The 17,450-nt window shown below is 39.7% G+C and carries 14 protein-coding genes; 8 read left to right on the plus strand and 6 right to left on the minus strand.

Features of this window, described 5'->3' with window-relative positions:
- The first annotated feature begins 279 nt into the window (after positions 1-279).
- The 3 genes from GFH32_RS13585 (at position 280) to GFH32_RS13595 (ending at position 6,273) form a co-directional block, all read left to right on the plus strand.
- Complete coding sequence (locus GFH32_RS13585) at positions 280-3,321, plus strand: SusC/RagA family TonB-linked outer membrane protein (protein WP_153512105.1); 3,042 nt, start codon at positions 280-282, stop codon at positions 3,319-3,321.
- A gap of 6 nt (positions 3,322-3,327) precedes the next feature.
- Positions 3,328-5,088, plus strand: a complete 1,761-nt coding sequence (locus tag GFH32_RS13590; RefSeq protein ID WP_202111268.1) for a RagB/SusD family nutrient uptake outer membrane protein — start codon at positions 3,328-3,330, stop codon at positions 5,086-5,088.
- 90 nt (positions 5,089-5,178) lie between these two features.
- Positions 5,179-6,273, plus strand: a complete 1,095-nt coding sequence (locus tag GFH32_RS13595) for a metallophosphoesterase (protein WP_153512106.1) — start codon at positions 5,179-5,181, stop codon at positions 6,271-6,273.
- Positions 6,274-6,337: 64 nt separating this feature from the next.
- Here GFH32_RS13595 and rplT read toward each other — a convergent pair whose 3' ends face one another.
- The 4 genes from rplT to thrS form a co-directional block, all read right to left on the minus strand.
- Entirely contained in the window at positions 6,338-6,682 is a 345-nt protein-coding gene (gene rplT, locus GFH32_RS13600; RefSeq protein ID WP_093098929.1) for a 50S ribosomal protein L20, read from the minus strand.
- A gap of 104 nt (positions 6,683-6,786) precedes the next feature.
- A complete protein-coding gene (gene rpmI / locus GFH32_RS13605) occupies positions 6,787-6,987 on the minus strand; it encodes a 50S ribosomal protein L35 (protein WP_153512107.1) in 201 nt (66 codons plus the stop codon).
- A 34-nt stretch (positions 6,988-7,021) separates the two neighbouring features.
- Positions 7,022-7,585, minus strand: coding sequence for a translation initiation factor IF-3 (gene infC / locus GFH32_RS13610; protein ID WP_202111269.1), 564 nt, complete (start codon positions 7,583-7,585; stop codon positions 7,022-7,024).
- A 12-nt stretch (positions 7,586-7,597) separates the two neighbouring features.
- Positions 7,598-9,523, minus strand: coding sequence for a threonine--tRNA ligase (gene thrS, locus GFH32_RS13615; RefSeq protein WP_153512108.1), 1,926 nt, complete (start codon positions 9,521-9,523; stop codon positions 7,598-7,600).
- A gap of 326 nt (positions 9,524-9,849) precedes the next feature.
- On the opposite strand from thrS, the gene GFH32_RS13620 reads away from it, so the two are divergent.
- The 3 genes from GFH32_RS13620 to GFH32_RS13630 all read left to right on the plus strand — a co-directional run bounded on the left by GFH32_RS13620 (position 9,850) and on the right by GFH32_RS13630 (position 12,659).
- A complete protein-coding gene (locus GFH32_RS13620; protein WP_153512109.1) occupies positions 9,850-10,038 on the plus strand; it encodes a hypothetical protein in 189 nt (62 codons plus the stop codon).
- Positions 10,039-10,104: 66 nt separating this feature from the next.
- Complete coding sequence (locus GFH32_RS13625; protein ID WP_153512110.1) at positions 10,105-10,728, plus strand: 7-carboxy-7-deazaguanine synthase QueE; 624 nt, start codon at positions 10,105-10,107, stop codon at positions 10,726-10,728.
- A 32-nt stretch (positions 10,729-10,760) separates the two neighbouring features.
- The gene (locus tag GFH32_RS13630) at positions 10,761-12,659 is read left to right on the plus strand and encodes an OmpA family protein (protein WP_153512111.1); all 1,899 of its coding nucleotides are present in this window, start codon (positions 10,761-10,763) and stop codon (positions 12,657-12,659) included.
- Between the two features lie 10 nt (positions 12,660-12,669).
- Here the strand turns inward: GFH32_RS13630 and GFH32_RS13635 are convergent, their stop codons facing one another.
- Positions 12,670-13,746: a Gfo/Idh/MocA family protein gene (locus GFH32_RS13635; RefSeq protein WP_153512112.1), complete on the minus strand. Its 1,077-nt coding sequence runs from the start codon at positions 13,744-13,746 to the stop codon at positions 12,670-12,672.
- An 11-nt stretch (positions 13,747-13,757) separates the two neighbouring features.
- Positions 13,758-15,017, minus strand: coding sequence for a Gfo/Idh/MocA family protein (locus tag GFH32_RS13640; RefSeq protein ID WP_153512113.1), 1,260 nt, complete (start codon positions 15,015-15,017; stop codon positions 13,758-13,760).
- Between the two features lie 116 nt (positions 15,018-15,133).
- Between GFH32_RS13640 and GFH32_RS13645 the strand changes: the two genes are divergently transcribed.
- Positions 15,134-16,399: a DUF819 family protein gene (locus tag GFH32_RS13645; protein WP_153512114.1), complete on the plus strand. Its 1,266-nt coding sequence runs from the start codon at positions 15,134-15,136 to the stop codon at positions 16,397-16,399.
- A gap of 840 nt (positions 16,400-17,239) precedes the next feature.
- Complete coding sequence (locus GFH32_RS13650) at positions 17,240-17,443, plus strand: hypothetical protein (protein ID WP_153512115.1); 204 nt, start codon at positions 17,240-17,242, stop codon at positions 17,441-17,443.
- The last annotated feature ends 7 nt before the right edge of the window (positions 17,444-17,450 follow it).

The raw sequence follows: 17,450 nt of genomic DNA on the forward strand, positions 1-17,450 counted from the left end.
TTCACGGATTTCTAAAAAAAGATTTTTAAACCCTTGTGTTTAAAAATCTTTTTTTTAATTTCGAAACATTGTTTACAAAACAATAACCAATACCAATTTATGGTAAAAGCCATATTATATGTTATTTAATCTTATAATTTAATAAGAAGAAAACACTGTGTTAACATAATGTTAATATTATAAATCTAGTTTCGAAACATTATTTAAGAAATAAAAACAAACCTTTAAAAGGGGATTCTATTTAATACATTTTACCTACGATCATTAACAAACATCTAAATGAAAAAACAATTACAACTCATTTTAATGCTGTTGATTATGCCATTAGGAATGGCATTAGCTCAACAATCATTACAAATAATGGGGAAAGTGACCAATGCAGATGGAACTCCAGTTCAAGGTGTTTCCATTAGTATTAAGGGGCACTTGAATACCATTACAGCTACTGATGAAGCAGGTTCTTATTCCTTAAAAGCCGAAAACAATGATATTCTTGTATTTAAGGGTATTGGTTTTAAAACAACAGAACGAACAGTTACTGGACAATCAACGATCAACATAACACTAGAAAACGACTTAACCAACTTAGATGAAGTAGTTGTCGTAGGTTATGGAACGCAAAAGAAAACAAATCTTACAGGATCGGTTTCAACGATTAGCGCTGCGCAATTGGAGAATCGACCTGCTGTTTCAGCCTCAACGGCATTACAAGGACTAGCACCAGGTGTAACAGTTACTTCACAAACAGGCGCACCGGGTGGTGATCAAGCGTCTATTCGAATTCGTGGTGTTAACTCTTTCTCTTCTGCGAGTGAGCCACTTGTCATTATTGATGGAGTTGCTGGGGACCTAAACTCAATCGATGCAAACTTAATCGAATCGATGTCCGTATTGAAAGATGCGGCATCTGCAGCGATTTACGGTTCGCGTGCTGCTAACGGTGTAATCTTAGTAACGACTAAACGTGCGAAAGATGCATTAAACATTACTTACAAAGGCTATACTGGCTGGCAAGATGCTACTTTCATTCCAGAAGTTACTGACGGTCGTACATTTATGCGCGTATTTAATGAGGCGAGTGTAAATGATGGAGGTAAAGAAGTCTATACGCAACAAAACTTTGATGAATTCGATCAATTATACAGCGAGAATCCAGACAATTATGACTGGCAGAAAGCTATTTTAAATGGCTCAGGTTTCACTCAGAACCATTTCGCGTCACTCTCTGCGGGATCAGGGATTATTCGCGTCAATCCATCCGTAAGTTATGTTAAACAAGACGGATTGATTAAGAACACAAACTTCCAACGTTATACATTCAGAAATAACATGGATATCAATCCGAATGATAAACTTAATATCAAGGTTGATTTATCAGTTATGAATGGTGATCGTCTTCAAATTGCGAACGAAGGAACAATTTGGAATTACTTAGGACGTATGCCGACGAACATTCCAATTCGTTATGGTGATAAATGGTCTGAAGGCTGGGTTAAGAACAATCCGGTAGCATTTATCGAAGAAGGTGGAAACAGAAGACTAAACAATATTGAATTAATCGGTAATCTTTCCTTAAACTACAAGCCAGTTGACTGGTTGTCGGTAACGGGATTAATAGCTCCACGCTATCGCACGAGAAATACACATAATTTCTCGAAAGCTTTAATGACCTACTACTCCGATGGTTCTGAAGCAGGTTCTGCAGCAGAATCAACTGAATTAACTGAGAACGCTTATCGTTATTTCTACGGAAACTATCAATTCCACGCGACAGCAAGTAAAACCTTTAATGATCACAGCCTAAGCCTAATGGTGGGTACATCACGTGAAACGTACGATGAAAAATACCTTATGGGCTATCGTCGCGATTATACGTATGACACCTATGAAGTTTTAAGCGCTGGTGCAGACACAGAAACAAAACGTAATGATGGTACACAAGATCAATGGTTATTGGTATCTGCATTTTCACGTTTCAATTATGCTTTCAAAGATCGCTACCTATTCGAAGCAAACCTTCGTTATGATGGAACATCACGTTTCGTAGGACAAAATCGCTGGGCAACCTTCCCTTCTTTCTCTGCGGGCTGGCGTGTAGACCAAGAACCATTTATGGCAAATCTTCGTTCAAAAATCAATCAATTGAAGGTAAGAGCATCATGGGGTATCCTTGGAAATCAGAACATTGGTAGCACCTACCAACCATTCTCGGAGAATCTTGCCTTGGGCGGAATATCAATGGGCGGAGCGGTAAGCCAATTAGTAACCTTAAATACGATGGCAAATCCTGACTTACGTTGGGAAGAAACGACGGCTTCAGGAGTAGGTTTAGACGCTACGATCTTCGATAAATTTAGTTTCACCTTCGATTGGTATAAAAAACACACCAACGGAATCCTGATGACTTTAAATATCTCTCCACTATATGGACTTAACCCGCCATATCAAAACGCAGCGAAAGTTGAAAACATAGGCTGGGAAGTTGGTGGTCGTTACGACAATAAATGGAACGACTTCAAGTTCGGCTTAGGATTCAACTTCTCGGATGTTAGAAATAAGATTTTAGATATGCGCGGTAGACCTTCAGGAACGTTATTGCGTCAACAAGAAGGCTATGCGATTAACTCTATCTTTGGATACGTATCGGACGGCTATTACCAAACGCAGGAAGAAATTGCAAATGGCCCGACACAATTTGGAACTCTTCAACCTGGTGACATCCTCTTCAAAGATATTGCTGGCGCATTTGATACCGACGGAAATGCAATCCCGGATGGAAAAATCACAGATGCAGATAAACAAATTATTGGCAACACAATTCCTCGCTACACTTATGGAATTAACTTAGACTTAGGTTATAAAGGATTTAAGTTTAGTGCCTTCTTACAGGGCGTAGCAAAAGTTGATGGATATTTAGACTCTCACTATGTTATTCCAGGCGCTAACTCATCTGCTATCAAACCATGGCAATTGGATTACTGGACAACAGAAAACAGAGATGCAGCACTTCCTCGCTTATCAATCACGTCGACGAATAACACTCAAAATTCTGACTTCTGGATGAAATCAGCATCATACCTACGTCTTAAGAATGTTCATCTAGGTTATGAATTCCCGAAAGAATGGTTCCAAAACACCAAGCTTGGCGGAATTTACATATACGCAAATGGACAAAACTTATTCACTAAATCCAATTTCTACGAAGGCTACGATCCAGAGATCAACTACAATGCTAGCGCAGCTCAAAACGTATCCCTGGGTGGAGGAAATTTCTACCCACAAGTTAAAGTGTACACCTTCGGATTAGATATTAAATTTTAAGACATCATGATTAAGCATACAAAAAAAATATTAGGAATTAGCATGTTATGCGCAGCATTGATGACATCATGCGAAATGGATCGTTTAAACTTAAACGGCCCTTCCACAGAAAATTTCCCATTAGACGCAAAAGAAGCAGAATTAGGCTTATTAGGAGCATACAAAGCGTTGACGCTACTAGATGCGTCTAGCACACCGATGTGGCATGTCATGGACAATATTACCGATATCGGCTATGCTCGTCCAGGCAACAACTACACTTCGCCAATTACGAGTTCGATTACCACCGATAATGCGCTTGCAACGAAACCATGGTCAGCCCATTATCAAACTATTGGCCGCGTTCATTTAGTACTCGACAATATGGATGCATTAAAAGCTACCATGGGCGAAACGGCTTACAACACAACAAATGCAGAACTACGCTTTATACGTGCCTACTGCTACTCGCAGCTTGTCGAACTATATGGTGATGTCGCTTTACTAAAGCGCGCATTGAAACTATCCGACGAACTACCGGGCAGAACGAATAAAAATGAAGTGGTAGATTTCATTCTTTCCGAATTGACGGAAATTGCTGACCACCTCCCCGTATCGCAAAAAGCTTCAGGAAATGTTAGAGCGTCGCGTGTCACAGCATATATGTTGAAAGCGCGCGTTGCGTTGAACTTTGGGAAATATGAAATCGCAGCGGAAGCTGCAAAGAAAGCAATTGAACTTTCAAATGGCTTGCACAGCTTAACAGCCTTTGATGCATCCATTGCTTACGTGAACAAAGGACATGCAGATGGTGAGCCGCAATCAGCGAATATCTTCGGACATGCAGGATATGCAAATAGTAAAGAATGGATTTGGGTTGCTGAATACAATAAAGCAATCAGTGGAAATACACACAACCAAACTTACTATATGGCCTCGCGTTTAGGGAAAGGCGTTTGTTACTGGGGACCGACTCAAAACTTTATTGATTCTTTCCAAGATACCGAAGGTAAGTACATCACCGAATCGACCATCTACGATGAAAATAATCCGTTTGCAAATCGTGACCCGCGTTTAGATATGTACACTGCTCGCCCTGGATCACGCTACTTTGGATTTCAATTTGATCCAAATGCAAAATTTGCAAAAGTCAACAATTATTGGCCCATCATTAACGGAACGGGCACAAAGCCAGGTTCACAAAATAACACAGATGCTACGAATGCATATCGTTCGTTCTCGGGTTATTTATGGCGGAAACATACCGATTTATCGGAATATGCAACAACGTCCGTATCTGGCGAATCAGATTTAAACGTCGGGATCTTCCGCTATGCAGAGCTGCTTTTAATTTATGCAGAAGCTAAGATTGAAAGTGGAAGCATAGACCAATCGGTATACGATGCGATTAACGAAATCCGCTCACGCGCAAAAATGCCAAATCTTCCACAGGGACTAACTCAAGTGCAAATGCGTCAAGCTTTACGCTATGAACGTAAAGTAGAACTTGCAAATGATGGCCTTCGCTGGTTCGACTTACGTCGTTGGGGAATTGCGAAGGATGTGATGAACGGACACATTTACTTGAACAGAGATGCAAATGCATGGACGAAAAGTGCCATTCAAAAAATCGATGAAAATGCTAATCCAGTTTACAACCATAGCATTGCCACTAAATCTTTTGGAACGCAACAAGTCAAATATCAAGTAAATAAAGACGAGTACTGGCCAATTGACATCAAAGAAATGGACGCCAATCCAGCAATGACTCAAAACCCAGGATATTAACAATGGATTTAATTCAATCACAATAGTATGTAAATATCAACAAGCGTGGCCCCCTCCAGGTCACGTTTGTTGTTTTCAAGCAACAGCATCATGAAAAACTACAAAAAACTAATCCTTCTCGGCATTGCGGCCCTAATGATTCAACCCAATTTGAGTGTCGCACAGCAGAAGGCTAAATTCCAGCAACCTGAATTAGAAAATCAACAATCTTGGTCGATGATCTTACTTCCCGATATCCAGAACTATGTGAAGTTTAAAAGAAATCAACCTATTCTAGACGTTATGATGAACTGGATTGTCGAGAATGAAGAAAAACTAAACATCAAGATGGTGATGTGTACCGGCGATTTAGTGGAGCATGATGACATTGTTAATCCGGATCGAAATAAAATGGATCAAACCGGAAAACAGCAATGGGAAGCGACTGCTACAGCCTTTGAAAAATTAGATGGAAAAATCCCGTACATAACCGCAACGGGAAACCACGATTATAACATATTCAGCTACACGCACAAACCTAAGACAACTCATTTTCCAAACTACTTCCCCGCCGATAAAAACAGTAAAAATCAACGCTTACTCCGCGATGTTGCTCCCAATATTTATGGAAATCCAAGCTTAGAAAATGCGACTTACGAATGGAAATCACCTCACGGGAAAGACTTCTTGTTTGTCTCGCTAGAATTTGCCCCTAGAGACACGATCTTAGGTTGGGCCAACCAAGTGGTCAATCAAGAAAAATATGCAAACCACAGCGTTCTATTGCTTACTCACGCTTATTTGAATTTTAAGAACGAGCATATAGAAACCGCTAAGTACGACCTCCAAGATGCAAATTACGGAACCGCGGTATTCAACCGTCTGGTAAAGCCATCTAAAAATATTCAAATGGTGTTTTCTGGACATATCGGAGCAGCGAACGATGTTAAAAAACATTTAGGATTTCGAATCGATAAGAATGCTGCAGGAAAAAAGGTTAGCCAAATGACTTTCAACGCGCAAGCACTAGGTGGAGGAACCTATGGAAGTGGTGGCGATGGCTGGCTCAGAATTCTAGAGTTTTTACCAGATGGAAAAACAGTTAGGGTACGAACCTTCTCCCCTTTCTTCGCCCTCTCATCCAATACACAGGATATGGCATGGCGAACTGAAGATTACGATCAGTTCAGTATCGAATTAAACTAATAAAAAAAACCACTCAAATGAGTGGTTTTCTTTATATCTAACAAATTGATAGCGGTTTAAAACTCTATTTTACTGCGTCTACAACTGCTTTGAAAGCATCCGGGTTATTTAAAGCTAAGTCAGCTAATACCTTACGGTTTAAGCCAATGTTTTTAGCGTTTAATTTACCGATCAATTGAGAATATGAAATTCCGTGTTGACGAGCTCCAGCGTTGATACGTTGGATCCATAAAGCTCTGAACTCGCGTTTTTTGGTTTTACGGTCGCGGTAAGCGTATTGTAAACCTTTTTCAACTGTGTTTTTAGCAATAGTATAAACTTTGCTGCGTGATCCATAATAGCCTTTCGCTAATTTAAGGATTCTTTTTCTTCTTCTTCTAGAAGCTACTGCGTTAACCGAACGTGGCATAATTTGTAAATTTTAGTTTGGTATAAGGTGTTACGTTTTTCAGCAATCTTACAACCTGATACCCGGTTAAAAAATATTGTTATTAAAAAAAAATGGTATAAAACTTATTTACCGATAGCAAGCATACGTTTTACGTTGCCCATATCAGCATCAGAAACATAACTAGTTGTTGTCAAGTTACGTTTTTGTTTCGTAGTTTTCTTTGTCAAGATGTGGCTTTTGTAAGCGTTTTTTCTTGCAATTTTACCTGTTCCAGTCAATTTAAAGCGTTTTTTCGCGCTGGAATTGGTTTTTACTTTTGGCATAATACTATAAATTTTATATCAATCTGTTAGATTCTTATTTCTTTGGAGAAGCTTTTGGCGCAATGGTTAAGAACATACGCTTACCTTCCAATTTCGGTAATAATTCAACCTTGCCATATTCCTCTAGAGCTTGAGCGAAACGTAATAATAATATTTCACCTTGTTCTTTGAAGACAATCGCACGCCCTTTGAAGTGAACATAGGCGCGAACCTTTTCTCCACTTTCTAAGAAACGCATGGCATGTTTCAATTTAAATTCAAAGTCATGCTCACTAGTATTCGGTCCAAAGCGAATTTCTTTGATTACCGTTTGCTTAGCATTAGCTTTGATTTCCTTTTGCTTCTTCTTTTGCTCGTAAACAAATTTACTGTAATCTATAATTTTACAAACAGGAGGCGTCGCATTAGGAGAAATCTCTACTAAGTCCAACTCCAACTCATCAGCAAGTTGTAAAGCTTGTCTTGTAGGATAAACTCCGGTTTCTACGTTATCCCCAACTAAACGTACTTCTGGAACGCGAATGTGCTCATTGATACGGTGTTCAGGCTCCTTTTTTCTTATTGGACCTCTGTTACCGAAATTGTTACTTTTTGCCAAATGTTTTTTAAATTAAACAGTTACTTCTTTTATTAATAATTCTTTAAATGCTTCTGGTGTCATCGACCCTAAGTCAACACCACCATGTTTACGAATTGAGATTGACCCACTTTCCATTTCCTTCTCTCCCACAATCACCATGTAAGGCATTTTCTTCACTTCCGCATCGCGGATCTTGCGTCCAACCTTCTCATCACGCAAGTCAATCAGACCGCGAATATCGGAATTATTTAGTGATTCCAAAAGTTTTTGCGCATATTCTTCATATTTTTCTGACACTGGCAAGACGATAAATTGCTCAGGAGCAAGCCATAATGGAAACTGACCTCCGCAATGCTCGATTAACACAGCAACAAAACGCTCAATAGAACCGAAAGGCGCACGGTGAATCATCACTGGACGATGCTTTTGATTATCAGAACCGGTATATTCTAGCTCGAAACGCTCAGGAAGGTTATAATCCACTTGAATGGTTCCCAACTGCCATTTTCTGCCTAAAGCATCCTTCACCATGAAGTCTAATTTTGGACCATAAAATGCTGCTTCACCATATTCAATTACGGTCGGTAAACCTTTCTCTTCTGCCGACTCAATAATCGCCGACTCCGCTAAAGCCCAATTCTCATCAGAACCGATATATTTAGTTTTATTTTCAGGGTCACGTAACGAAACCTGCGCTGTAAAATCATGAAATCCTAAAGCATTGAAAACGTATAAAACCAAATCAATTACTTTTTTAAACTCATCCTTTACTTGATCAGGACGACAGAACAAATGCGCATCATCTTGAGTAAACCCACGAACGCGAGTTAACCCATGTAATTCGCCAGACTGCTCATAGCGATAAACCGTACCAAACTCTGCAAAACGCACTGGCAAGTCCTTGTAAGAACGAGGTTTTACTTTATAAATCTCACAGTGATGTGGACAGTTCATTGGTTTCAACAAGAATTCCTCGCCTTCAACCGGAGTTTTTATTGGCTGGAACGAATCCGCGCCGTACTTCTCATAATGACCCGAAGTGATGTACAACTGTTTATGTCCGATATGCGGAGTAACAACAGGTTCATAACCCGCTGCAATCTGTGCACGCTGTAAAAAGTCTTGTAATTTCTGACGAAGCGCTGTCCCTTTAGGTAGCCATAACGGCAAACCCATCCCCACCTTCTCAGAGAAAGCAAATAACTCTAACTCTCTACCTAATTTACGGTGATCACGTTTCTTCGCTTCTTCGATAAAACGTAAATATTCTGTTAACTCAGATGCTTTCGGGAATGTTACTCCGTAAATACGGGTTAACTGCTTACGCGTTTCATCACCTCTCCAATAAGCACCAGCAACATTAGTCAACTTGATGGCTTTAATAACGCCTGTATTTGGAATGTGCGGACCACGACATAAATCCGTGAAATTTCCTTGTGAATAGAAAGTAATCTTTCCATCTTCCAAATCCTTAATCAAGTCTAGTTTGTATTCATCGCCTTTCTCAGTAAAGTAGGCCAAAGCATCAGCCTTAGAAACTGCTTTACGTTCGAAAACCTCTTTTTGCTTAGCCAACTCAAGCATCTTATCCTCAATCTGCTTGAAATCATCCGATGAAAACTCACGATCTCCAAAATCTACATCATAGTAGAATCCTGTTTCAATCGACGGACCGATACCAAACTTAACCCCTGGATAAAGTGATTCAAGAGCTTCTGCTAGCAAGTGCGCAGATGAATGCCAAAAAGTAGATTTCCCTTTGTCATCATTCCACGTCAATAACTTCACTTGTGCATCCGACTCGATAGCGCGCGACGCATCCCAAACCTCACCATTTACTTCTGCAGCTAAGACATTTCTTGCCAAGCCTTCAGAAATTGATAACGCAACCTGCATAGCAGTTGTGCCTTTTTCATACTGACGAACTGAACCGTCAGGAAGTGTAATGTTAATCATGTACAACTATGATTTTTTATTTGTGTAAAAATTTGTAAGCTCGCCAATGTTCACAATTACATTGAATTTTATAAACTTACCTGAATTAATCGAGGTACAAAAATACGGAATATTTCGGGTTAAAAAAAGAAAACTGAACGGGTATTTAACACCTTTCGAAAAGCTTTAAGAATTATTTTAGCACACTTATTTTCAGACTCCTTTAAATTGGGATCAGCATTATCAAAATACGATCAACGAACCAAATCTTAATCCCCAAAAAGAAGCTAAAAGGAAGGATGCCATAGCTTAAAAAATCTTTGCAAGATCCCTTAGAACCATCTCGAATGACCAAGCAATCCTCCGTCGTGAATTTAGCATTTTCAAATCCTTCCTGTTACAAAAATCTCTATTCGATTACAGTGAAAGCAGTAGGCAAACGAATCTATATGCTACAGATGTTGAAAGGAAACCATTCCGCAATCTTCGAAGGTGTCACGAAGGAAAGTCAAAGAATGCTCTTCCTTAGGCATTAGCGGTCCAAAGTGAACCTTCGTATTTCTATACATTTTTTCTTACTTTTGCAGCTCTATTTCAGCGTTATGTCAAATCAAGTTCCAGAAGATGGCAACATGCTTCCTTTAATGGAAGAATTCTACACAATACAAGGCGAAGGGTATCATACGGGCAAAGCGGCTTATTTTATCCGTTTAGGTGGTTGTGATGTAGGCTGCCATTGGTGTGATGTGAAAGAAAGTTGGGATGCCAATTTGCACCCGCTTACTTCTGCTGAGCAAATCGTTGCAAATGCTTTAAAATATCCTGCAAAAACGGTAGTTATCACAGGTGGAGAGCCATTGCTTTACAACCTAACTTACCTAACGCAGAAGCTTCGTGAAGCAGGAATTCAGATTTTTCTAGAAACTTCAGGAGCATATCCATTGACAGGCTACTGGGATTGGATCTGTCTTTCACCAAAGAAATTCAAAGGACCGCGTCAAGACGTCTTAGCGGCAGCTGGAGAATTGAAAGTGATTGTCTTCAACAAGAGTGATTTTGAATGGGCGGAAGAACATGCCAAATTTGTAGGTAAAAACTGTAAGTTATATCTGCAACCGGAATGGTCTAAAGCAAGCGAAATGACTCCCTTGATTATCGATTACGTAAAGGATAATCCGAAGTGGGAGATTTCATTGCAGACACATAAATACCTTAATATTCCTTAATATTTACGAATAATGCTTAGTTTTAAACTGCTATGCAGCTAAAAAAACTAAGTATTTATTGTTTTCTCTTATTGCTTTTAGCTTTAGGCGGGCAGAGCTATGCGCAAGCGCCTTCTGCCGTCCGGAAGGCTCAACAAGCCTACCTCGAAGCAGGCAAAGCACTTGGTCAAAATCAGCTGGCTCAAGCGGCAGATTGGCTGGAAAAAGCAACAAAGGCAGACCCTTCATTTGCAACCGCCTTTCAACAATTAGGTGATGTTTACAAGAAAATGGAACGATATCAGCAGGCAATTACGGCTTATGAGCACGTCCTATCAGTAAATCCTTCTTTAACTTCATTGACTTATTTTGGCCTCGGCGAATCTTACTTGGTAATAGGCAACTATACCCAAGCGAGCAACAATTTTCAACAATATCAACTGAAGGGCAAGCTTTCAGAAAAAAGCACACAACTTGTCGATAAGTACCTCGCTGATTGTGCCTTCTCCTTAAAACACCTCAACGACGAAAGTTCCGGATTAATTGCGTTATCAACAGCGATAAACACGGATAAAGATGAATATTACCCAAAGCTCACCGCAGATAATGCACGTATTATATTTACTCGGAAAGAGAATAACCAAGAGAATTTCTACGAGAGCCTTTTAACAGGCGATCAATGGAGCGAAGCCATTAAATTGCCAGAACCCATCAATACTGCGAAATTTAACGAAGGGGCTCATTGCATTTCACCTGACGGCAAATACTTATTTTTTACTGGCTGCAATCGTCCGGACGGATTGGGAAGTTGTGATCTATATGTCTCTAAGAAAGAAAACGGAACATGGAGTGATCCATTTAATTTGGGACCAGGAATCAATACACGAGGATGGGAATCACAACCAGCAATATCTGCCGATGGAAAAACCCTTTACTTTGTTAGCAATCGAGCCGGCGGACAAGGCAGTTATGATATCTGGAAAGCAACGTTATTAGCCGATGGTAAATGGTCTAGTCCAGTCAATCTTGGGCCAGAAATCAACTCACCCTACGACGAAGGAGCACCTTATTTGCATGCAGACAATAAAACCCTTTATTTTTCATCCAACGGCTGGCCTGGATTTGGAAAGAATGATATCTTTCAATCGACCCTGAGTAATAACGGCCAATGGAGTACACCCGAAAATCTCGGTCCGGCAATCAATAACTATCTAGATCAGCGATCCTTTCATGTGAGCTTAGATGGAAGCATTGCTCACTTGGCTTCACAAGATCAAGCGCAGCAATGGGATATTTATCGATTTGATTTCCCGAAGGAAAAGCGAGCTCCTGCAATTGCATATATTGCCGGATTTGTCTTCGACAAGGCAAACAAAAAACCATTGGACGCAAGTATTCGTGTGACCAACACCAACACGAAGGAGCTTGTCTTTGAAAGAAAAAGTGATTATCTAGATGGGGGGTTCATCGCAGTCCTGCCGGTCGGATCCAACTATGCTGTACATATTCAAAAAGAAGGCTACTTATTCGATTCAAAACAATACGCTTTAGATAAAGAAGAGTTCGCGAATAAGCATTTTCAGGATAGTATTTTTCTAGAACCTATTCTCGCAGGCGCTATCGCAACCCTTCGGAACATTTATTTCGACGTTAATAAATTTGAAATTCTTTCTAGTTCGGAAAGCGAGTTAGACCTCCTCCTCAAGTTATTAGAAAGCAATCCTAAACTGTCGATTGAGATCGCTGGACATACGGATAACACAGGTAATAAAAATACGAATCAAATACTCTCGGAACAAAGGGCACAGTCTGTTGCGAATTGGCTAAAGGCAAAGGGTATCGCTTCTGCCCGATTGGAGGTAAAGGGCTATGGCGATAGTAAACCTATTGCTCCGAACACTTCTGAAGAAGGAAAACAAAGCAATAGGCGTACAGAATTTATAGTGAAATAATATCGACAATTTAATTAGGTAACATGATCGTGCGTCCGGTCTTCACCGATTCGTCACACGCTACCGCAATTTGCAAACTATTGAGTGCATCTTGCATAGACTTGGATAAATCAAGATTTTCTTGAATCGCTTTTAAGAAAAAGCGCTGCTCTCTGTTACAGAGTTCCTGATGATCGGGCTCATCCGTTAAATCAATCCACTCGTCGGCACGAGTAAACTCGTTTTTTTCATCAATATTGGCGTAGTGAACTTTCAACGATTCCGCTTTTGAGTGTGCATCGATAGAGTCTGAGTTTCCAGCTTTACTACCTTCCTTCGCGACGATAGAAACGCAACCTTTCGGCCCGATAACGTCTTTGACAAAGAATGCTGTTTCACTCACCATTGGACCCCACCCTGCTTCATACCACCCAACACTACCATTATCAAAACGAATTTGCAGTTGACCGTAGTTATAGTTATCGATAGAGATATCGTCGGTAAGACGCGCACCTATAGCTGAAACTGAAATTGGCTTCGCCTCGGTCATTTGACACATCACGTCGATGTAGTGCACACCACAATCTACGATAGGACTTAAGCTTTTCATCAGATTTCTATGCACATCCCACATGTAGCCATGACTTTGCTGATTGAGATTCATGCGCATCACTAGGGGACTACCCATACTTTTGGCTACCTCAATGAATTTCATCCATGAAGGATGATGACGCAATATATAACCTACAACTAATTTCTTATTTGAACGAACAGCGGCATCTAGCACACGTTGCGCTCCCTCAACCGTATCCGCTACAGGCTTTTCGATAAACACGTGGGCACCTGCTTCAAAAGATTTAATTGCATAATCTTCATGCGTATCTGGATAAGTCGATATGCAAACCGCATCTGGTTTCGTTGCAGCTAAAGCGTTCTCAAATTCATCGAAAAGCGGATAGTCTGCTCCTAACTTTGTATTTAATTCTCTTTTGGAATTTCCACGAGACACAAGTCCTACGATTTCAAACCCCTCCATTTCATGATAGGCACGCCCATGAGACGCCCCCATATTTCCACATCCTACAACAAGGATTCTAATTTTTCCCATCAATAATATAATTAACTCTCGTGTCCTGGTCTTGGTATTTTTGCGGTGTCTAAGCCCATCTCCCAATTATAGCCATCGGATTTCGGTCCATAGGTCTTAGTTGAATTTAAGATTTGATCTAATGAAATTGCTTTCCCTGTATAGGCTGCTTCTCTCGCCCAAATAGCGAGCATTGTTGAGTCGGCCATGGTATCGCCATCGTTAATAACCTGCTTGTTGCGAATCGCTGCAAATAGTTCATCATGTTGCGTTTGATACATATTGTTCATCTTCCCTTGGAATTTCCATGGGTTTTGACCGTTTATTACATAGCTACTTAACATAGCAACTTGTAGATTGCCCTTATTTCCTATCGCTTCGACTGTATTTCTACCCTGCGTACCGTTTTGCTGGCGTCCAAAGTGGAAACCTTTTAAGCCATCTCCATAGTCAAACTCTATTGCAAAGTGATCGAATACATTTCCAAACTCGGTCCAAGGCTTACTTTGACGTCCGCCAGTTCCTGTTACAGTCTTAGGTAATTTATCGCCCAGCATCCAAGACATGAAGTCAATACTATGAATGGTTTGTTCAACGATGATATCACCAGAATAACGCTGATAATAAAACCAGTTGCGTAATTGATCTTGCAAATCAGTCCAAGATGCTTGTCTAGGTTTTTGCGTTAATTCGCCTCCTAAACGGAAAGTACTCAACGCGTAAATATCTCCGATATTCCCTGCGTGTACAAGCTTTGCCAGCTCGCGATTGGGCACTGAATATCTGAAGCAAAATCCTGCTACGATATTGAGCTTCTTCTCTTTTGCAAGTTTGACACTTTCACGAACGGAGTGAACTCCTGGAATATCAACAGCCATTGGCTTCTCACAAAAGATGTGTTTTCCTTTTTTTACGGCTTCAGCCAAATGATCGGGACGAAAACATGGAGGTGATGCTAATAAAACTACATCTACATCACTAGCAATTAGATCCTTGTAGGCCTCAAAACCAACATATTTACGCTTTTCATCGACCTTAACCTTGTCTTTGTGACCTTCTTTTAATGCCGCTAAAGCAGTTTCAATTTGGTCAGGAAAGATATCGGCAAGGGCAACAAGTTCAGCATCTGGGTCGGCTGCTAAGGCCTGAAAAGCAGCGCCAGTACCTCGACCACCACAGCCGATTAATCCGACCTTAATTTTCTTCTTAAGTTCAAATTGCGGAGTTGGGAAATCTAGTGTGGAGGTTCCTAGTAGCACACCGCTACTTTTGAGAAAATTCCTACGGTCCATTATGATATTTTTATGTAGATCTAGTTTATGATTAGTTCTTGTAAATTAAGATTTTTTGAACGATTACTCGGTAGAATTATCTAATTTCACAGCAAAATAACAATTATTACAAATTTATGCAAATTTCTACCCCTGAAGCAGAACCTCTTATCACGAACACCGCCGTAGTTTTAGGCCTGTTGATGACGATCTTAGGTCTCGTATTTTACAGTTCAAATCTGTCGAATAAATACATCAAGGGATTTTATAACATCATCCCTCCCTTGTTATTATGTTATTTCCTTCCCGGCTTATTAAACTCATTCAATGTGTTTGATGGGGAGAATTCACCGTTAACATCTATCGGTAGCCGTTACTTTCTTCCTGCATGTTTAATTCTTTTTATCATCAATTTAGATTTGAAGGAAATGTGGGCATTGCGAAAGCGTGCTGGCTTAATGTTTATCACGGGAACCGTTGGTATTGTCCTCGGAGGTCCTTTAGCCGTATTTTTAACCTCGTTGGTCGCTCCACAAGTCGTTGGAGGTGCTGGTCCCGATGAAGTATGGCGTGGTTTAGGTGCATTAGCAGGCTCGTGGATTGGTGGTTCGGCTAATCAAGTGGCGTTAAAAGAAATACTAAAGCCCTCTCCTAATTTGTTTTCTTCGATCATTGCTGTCGACGTATTTGTCGCTTATATCTGGATGGCATTTCTATTATATGGTGCTGGGAAAGTTGCAAAATTCAACGCATTCTTTAAAGCCGATGATGATGACGTCGAACAGTTAAAAGAACGAATGGATGCTAAATCAAAGGCAAACAGTAAAATTCCTGATACTAAAGATTTAATCCTCATGATCGCCATCGCTTTCGGAGGAACAGGCTTGGCAACCTTTATCTCTGAGCCATTAGCGGCCTTCATGAAGACAAATTATCCGCAACTAGAGTCCTTTTCATTGACAAGCGACTTCTTCTGGATTATTTTATTTGCAACTATAATTGGTATCGCAATATCTTTTACACCGGCAAAGAAACTGGAATACGCAGGAGCATCTAAAGTGGGGAGCGTCTTCTTATATGTATTAATTACGACAATCGGTATGCAAATGGATATTCTTGCGATCCTTAGCAACCCGGGATTGTTTGTCGTTGGAATGATTTGGATGTCGTTCCACGCATTACTTCTACTAATCGTTGGAAAAATATTTAAAGTGCCATTCTTCTATTTTGCAGTAGGGAGCATGGCTAATGTTGGTGGTGTCGCTTCCGCATCGGTTACCTCCGCAGCGTTCCACCCTTCATTAATTTCTGTAGGCGTCATACTGGCTGTATTCGGATATGCCATTGGAACCTATGCAGGATGGCTAACAGCAGTATTGATGCAATTAGTATCTCCAATCTAGCATATCAGTTTGTCTATAAATAAAGAGCCTATCTCGAATGAGATAGGCTCTTTGTTTTTACAGAACATCAATCAACATCTGACAGATTGTTTTAGAAGTTACTGAAATAAAAAGATGTTCTACATTTTTAGATAATCTTTTTAATTATTATTTTATTATTTAAGTATTTAAATTATATTTAACACATAAAACGCAAGCTTTATTTAATATACAAGAAATAAATATAGCAATGATAAGAAAATACATGTTAAATAAAACAACTATCTAATTATGCCAAACAGTCAAAAAACAAAGCTTAGTGATAAGAAGAAAAAGCTGCCCTATATAAGTCCCAAAATTACGATGCAGATAGTAGAGACAGAGTGCCTTGATTTCCTCCCATACTTTACTCAAAACAAACATACTTCCTTACGTTCAAGCGAATCACTAAACTCTAACAAAGCAGAATGTACGCTTCAGAAGAAAAAATAGATATTTAAGAACATATCTTGTTAATTGCTGCAGACTCATTCAGCGAAGCGGTAACATTTGTTATTCTAAACTTGGTAGATCTTTCTGTTTTCTAAAATTTCAATGAATTCTTCTAAAAATGGTGTTCAGTTATTGTATTATCCCTGAAAAGAACATTTCAATCACACGACTAAACCAAGTATTAATTCTTACATAATTAAACCAAAACAACAATTACCAACTCAACAGAACAACTTTATTTCTATTAAGTTTAATTTTAAAGAAATTTTTATATATTTGTATTTCTTTAAAAACACACTTATTAACTAACACAAAGTATTTCAAGAATGATTTCAGACATTCTTTACTTGCATACAAGACAACAGACGAATGAGTAGCGATATCTCCGAGATTACACAAGTTTGTAAAAAACGGCTCCAATATACAAAACCATTAATTACCATGGTTATCATAGAGATTGAAGGCAATATTGCAACGTCATCGTCCTTTATTAGTACGGGAGGATCAAAAGGGGCACCAAAAATAGAAGAATGGGTTGATGAAGAGGGTACCAGTTTTGATCTAGAATTTTAGAAAAAAA

This window comes from Sphingobacteruim zhuxiongii (assembly GCF_009557615.1).
Lineage (GTDB): Bacteria > Bacteroidota > Bacteroidia > Sphingobacteriales > Sphingobacteriaceae > Sphingobacterium > Sphingobacterium zhuxiongii.

Excerpts from the sequence above, each read along its gene's own strand:
- GFH32_RS13585 (WP_153512105.1), top strand. The coding sequence starts at position 280 with ATGAAAAAACAATTACAACTCATTTTAATGCTGTTGATTATGCCATTA.
- GFH32_RS13590 (WP_202111268.1), top strand. The coding sequence starts at position 3,328 with ATGATTAAGCATACAAAAAAAATATTAGGAATTAGCATGTTATGCGCA.
- GFH32_RS13595 (WP_153512106.1), top strand. The coding sequence starts at position 5,179 with ATGAAAAACTACAAAAAACTAATCCTTCTCGGCATTGCGGCCCTAATG.
- rplT (WP_093098929.1), bottom strand. The coding sequence starts at position 6,682 with ATGCCACGTTCGGTTAACGCAGTAGCTTCTAGAAGAAGAAGAAAAAGA.
- rpmI (WP_153512107.1), bottom strand. The coding sequence starts at position 6,987 with ATGCCAAAAGTAAAAACCAATTCCAGCGCGAAAAAACGCTTTAAATTG.
- thrS (WP_153512108.1), bottom strand. The coding sequence starts at position 9,523 with ATGATTAACATTACACTTCCTGACGGTTCAGTTCGTCAGTATGAAAAA.
- GFH32_RS13620 (WP_153512109.1), top strand. The coding sequence starts at position 9,850 with ATGACCAAGCAATCCTCCGTCGTGAATTTAGCATTTTCAAATCCTTCC.
- GFH32_RS13625 (WP_153512110.1), top strand. The coding sequence starts at position 10,105 with ATGTCAAATCAAGTTCCAGAAGATGGCAACATGCTTCCTTTAATGGAA.
- GFH32_RS13630 (WP_153512111.1), top strand. The coding sequence starts at position 10,761 with ATGCAGCTAAAAAAACTAAGTATTTATTGTTTTCTCTTATTGCTTTTA.
- GFH32_RS13635 (WP_153512112.1), bottom strand. The coding sequence starts at position 13,746 with ATGGGAAAAATTAGAATCCTTGTTGTAGGATGTGGAAATATGGGGGCG.
- GFH32_RS13640 (WP_153512113.1), bottom strand. The coding sequence starts at position 15,017 with ATGGACCGTAGGAATTTTCTCAAAAGTAGCGGTGTGCTACTAGGAACC.
- GFH32_RS13645 (WP_153512114.1), top strand. The coding sequence starts at position 15,134 with ATGCAAATTTCTACCCCTGAAGCAGAACCTCTTATCACGAACACCGCC.
- GFH32_RS13650 (WP_153512115.1), top strand. The coding sequence starts at position 17,240 with ATGAGTAGCGATATCTCCGAGATTACACAAGTTTGTAAAAAACGGCTC.